We start from the raw sequence: 3,498 nt of genomic DNA, 5'->3' as shown, positions 1-3,498 counted from the left end.
GCGCGCCGGCGCTACCGCCGCCGCGAGCACGCCCGATGTACTCGGCCCCCAGCCCGGACGCCGGACCCGCGCCCGACGACGTCCCGGGCGTCCCCGCGCCCGGCACCAGCGGCCAGGGCGAGGACGCGGAGAACCCGATGTACTCGCGCCGTCGCCGGGCGCCGGACCGGCCCCCGAGGGCAGCGCCGCCGGGTCGTCCCCGGGCGCGAGCGGGTCCGCCCCGTCCGCCACCGGGACGACCGCCGACGACGACCACGTCGAGAGGCAGGAGGAGGTCGCCTACAGCAGCGGGCCCGACGTCGAGGCGTCCATCGAGGACCTGACCGACGAGGACCCGCGGTGAAGGCGGTCACCTACACGCAGTACGGCGGCCCGGAGAACCTGACGTACGGCGACGTCGACGACCCCAAGGTGGGCCCGGACTGGGTCCGCGTCTCGGTCCGCGCGGCGTCGGTGAACCCGGTCGACTGGAAGCTCGCGTCCGGCGGGCTGGACTCGGCGCTGGACGTCTTCTTCCCGGTCGTGCCGGGCTGGGACGTCGCCGGCGTGGTGACCGAGGTCGGCCCGGCGAACCACGACCTGAAGGTCGGCGACGAGGTCTACGGCTACCTGCGCAAGGACGCCGTGCACGGCGGCACGTACGCCGAGCAGGTCGCCGCGCCGCGCGCCACGCTGGCGCTCAAGCCGACCTCGCTGTCGTTCGAGGAGGCCGCCGCCGTGCCGCTGGCCGGGCTCACCGCCTTCCAGGCCCTCGAGGACGCCCTGCAGGTCGGCGCCGACGACGTCGTGCTGGTGCACGGCGCCTCGGGCGGCGTGGGCGTGTTCGCGGTCCAGATCGCCGCCGCGCGCGGCGCCCGGGTCAGTCGGCACCGCCTCGCCGCGCAACCACGACTTCGTCCGCGAGCTCGGTGCGGAGCCGGTCGAGTACGGCGACGCCTGGCCGAGCGCGTGCGCGCCCTGGTCCCCGACGGCGTCACCGCGGTGCTGGACACCCGGGGCGAGGACGCGCTGGCGTCCGCGCCGGACGTGCTGGCCGACCAGCACCAGGGACGCGTCGCCTCGATCATCGACCCGGGCGTGGCCGAGCTCGGCGGCACGTACGTCTTCGTGCACCCGGACGTCGACGACCTCGCCGCCCTGGCGACGCTCGCCGACGCCGGCGAGCTGCGCGTGCCGATCGCGTCCACCTACCCGCTGGAGCGAGCCGCGGACGCCTGGCGCGAGTCGATGGAGGGGCACGCGCGCGGGAAGATCGTCCTGACCGTGGGCTGATCCTCGGCGCGGCGGTTCAGGACGCCCGAGCGGGGTACGGCCCGGGGGAACCGGACCTCCCGCAGGAAGGACGACCCCATGACCGACGTCGCAGCGCAGCCGCCCGCCGAGGGCGACGACCGCCGGATCCTCACCACCCGGCAGGGTCATCCCGTCCACGACAACCAGAACCAGCGCACCGTCGGCGCCCGCGGGCCGGCGACGCTGGAGAACTACCAGTTCCTGGAGAAGATCAGCCACTTCGACCGCGAGCGGATCCCCGAGCGTGTGGTCCACGCCCGGGGATTCGTCGCGTACGGCTACTTCGAGGCCGACGGCACGTGGGGCGACGAGCCGATCTCGCGCTACACCCGGGCCAAGCTCTTCCAGGAGCAGGGCAAGCGCACCGACGTCGCCATCCGCTTCTCCACCGTCATCGGCGGCCGCGACTCGTCCGAGGCGGCCCGCGACCCACGCGGCTTCGCGGTGAAGTTCTACACCGAGGACGGCAACTGGGACCTGGTCGGCAACAACCTGGGCGTGTTCTTCATCCGGGACGCGATCAAGTTCCCCGACGTCATCCACGCGCTCAAGCCGGACCCGATCACGTTCCGCCAGGAGCCGGCGCGCATCTTCGACTTCATGTCGCAGACGCCCGAGGCGATGCACATGCTGGTCAACCTGTTCAGCCCGCGCGGCATCCCGGCCAACTACCGGACGATGCAGGGCTTCGGGGTCAACACCTACAAGTGGATCAACGAGCAGGGGGAGTCCCACCTGGTCAAGTACCACTGGATCCCGAAGATCGGCGTGAAGAGCCTCACCGAGGCCGACGCCGCCGCGATCCAGGCGACCGACCTCGGCCACGCCAGCAAGGACCTGTACGAGGCGATCGAGCACGGCGACTTCCCCGAGTGGGAGCTGCGCGTGCAGCTCATGAGCGACGAGGAGCACCCCGAGCTCGACTTCGACCCGCTCGACGACACGAAGGTGTGGCCGGAGAACGAGTTCGAGCCGAAGGTCGTCGGCCGCATGGTGCTGAACCGCAACGTCAGCGACCACCACGCCGAGAACGAGCAGATCAGCTTCGGCACCGGCGTGCTGGTGGACGGCCTGGACTTCTCCGACGACAAGATGCTGGTCGGCCGGACGTTCTCCTACAGCGACACGCAGCGCTACCGCGTCGGCCCGAACTACCTGCAGCTGCCGGTCAACTCGGCCAAGAACGCCCAGGTCGCCACGAACCAGATGGGCGGGCAGATGTCGTACGGCCCGGACCAGCGCGGCGAGAACCCGCACGTGAACTACGAGCCCTCGATCACCGGCGGCCTGCGCGAGGGCCAGGCGCCGACGCACGACGAGCGGGGCCCGGAGATCGTCGGGCGCCTCACCCGCAAGCGCATCCCGCGCACGAACGACTACACGCAGGCCGGGCAGCGCTACCAGCTGATGGAGCAGTGGGAGAAGGACGACCTGGTCGCCAACCTCGTGGCGAACATCGGCCAGGCGGTCCGCGAGGTGCAGGAGCGCATGGTGTGGCACTTCTTCCTGTGCGACGACGAGCTCGGTCAGCGGGTCGGTGACGGCCTCGGCATCAGCGCCGACGACGTCCGTGACCTGCCGCCGCTGCAGAGCCAGACGCTCTCCGAGGACGAGCTGCAGCGGGTGAAGAGCCTGGGCAGCAACGGGCCGCGCGACGTCGAGGGACTGATGATGACGCACTGCGTGCCCGACGAGCACGTGGTGGTCACCCGCTAGCCGCGAAAGTTCGCGAAAACCACCCGCACGCAGGGCCTCCGGGGTGAGGATCGACGGGTTCGTCCCGCATCTGTCCCGGAGGTCCTCGTGCGTCGTGTGCTGCCCCTCGTCCTGTCCGCCGTCGTCGCGCCGGCCTCGCGGTCGGTCCGGCCACCACGGCCGACGCCGGCCCGCGCGTGTTCAAGAACTGCACGCAGCTGAACAAGACCTACCAGCACGGCGTCGGCAAGCCGGGAGCCCGCGACCGCACGTCCGGCACGCCGGTCACGAACTTCAAGCGCAGCAAGAAGATCTACAACGCCAACAAGAAGCGCGACCGCGACAAGGACGGCATCGCCTGCGAGAAGCGCTGAGTCGTCAGTCGCAGGTGTCGCAGACGCCGCTGAGCGGCAGCTGCACGAAGCAGCGGCCGCACACCGGGGCCTGACGCCGCGGTGCGGCCTTCGCGGCGGCGGCCTTCGCGTTTGGCGCGACGGCGCGCCTCCTGCG

Annotated in this window: 4 protein-coding genes; all 4 read left to right on the top strand. The window is 71.7% G+C overall.

Annotated features, from left to right (window positions below; all coding sequences use genetic code 11):
• A partial coding sequence (locus AC2W7G_RS12020) for a hypothetical protein (protein ID WP_485868649.1) occupies nt 1–343 on the top strand: 343 nt, incomplete at its 5' end.
• The gene (locus AC2W7G_RS12015; protein WP_485868648.1) at nt 340–1,272 is read left to right on the top strand and encodes an NADP-dependent oxidoreductase; all 933 of its coding nucleotides are present in this window, start codon (nt 340–342) and stop codon (nt 1,270–1,272) included. The genes AC2W7G_RS12020 and AC2W7G_RS12015, both read left to right, overlap by 4 nt.
• Nucleotides 1,273–1,350: 78 nt before the next feature.
• Nucleotides 1,351–3,009, top strand: a complete 1,659-nt coding sequence (locus tag AC2W7G_RS12010; protein WP_485868647.1) for a catalase — start codon at nt 1,351–1,353, stop codon at nt 3,007–3,009.
• A gap of 176 nt (nt 3,010–3,185) precedes the next feature.
• The gene (locus tag AC2W7G_RS12005) at nt 3,186–3,362 is read left to right on the top strand and encodes an excalibur calcium-binding domain-containing protein (RefSeq protein ID WP_485868646.1); all 177 of its coding nucleotides are present in this window, start codon (nt 3,186–3,188) and stop codon (nt 3,360–3,362) included.
• Nucleotides 3,363–3,498 lie beyond the last annotated feature (136 nt).

Source organism: Aeromicrobium sp. PFPM2_SD2 (assembly GCF_057364525.1).
This window is presented reverse-complemented; position numbering and strand designations above follow the sequence as displayed.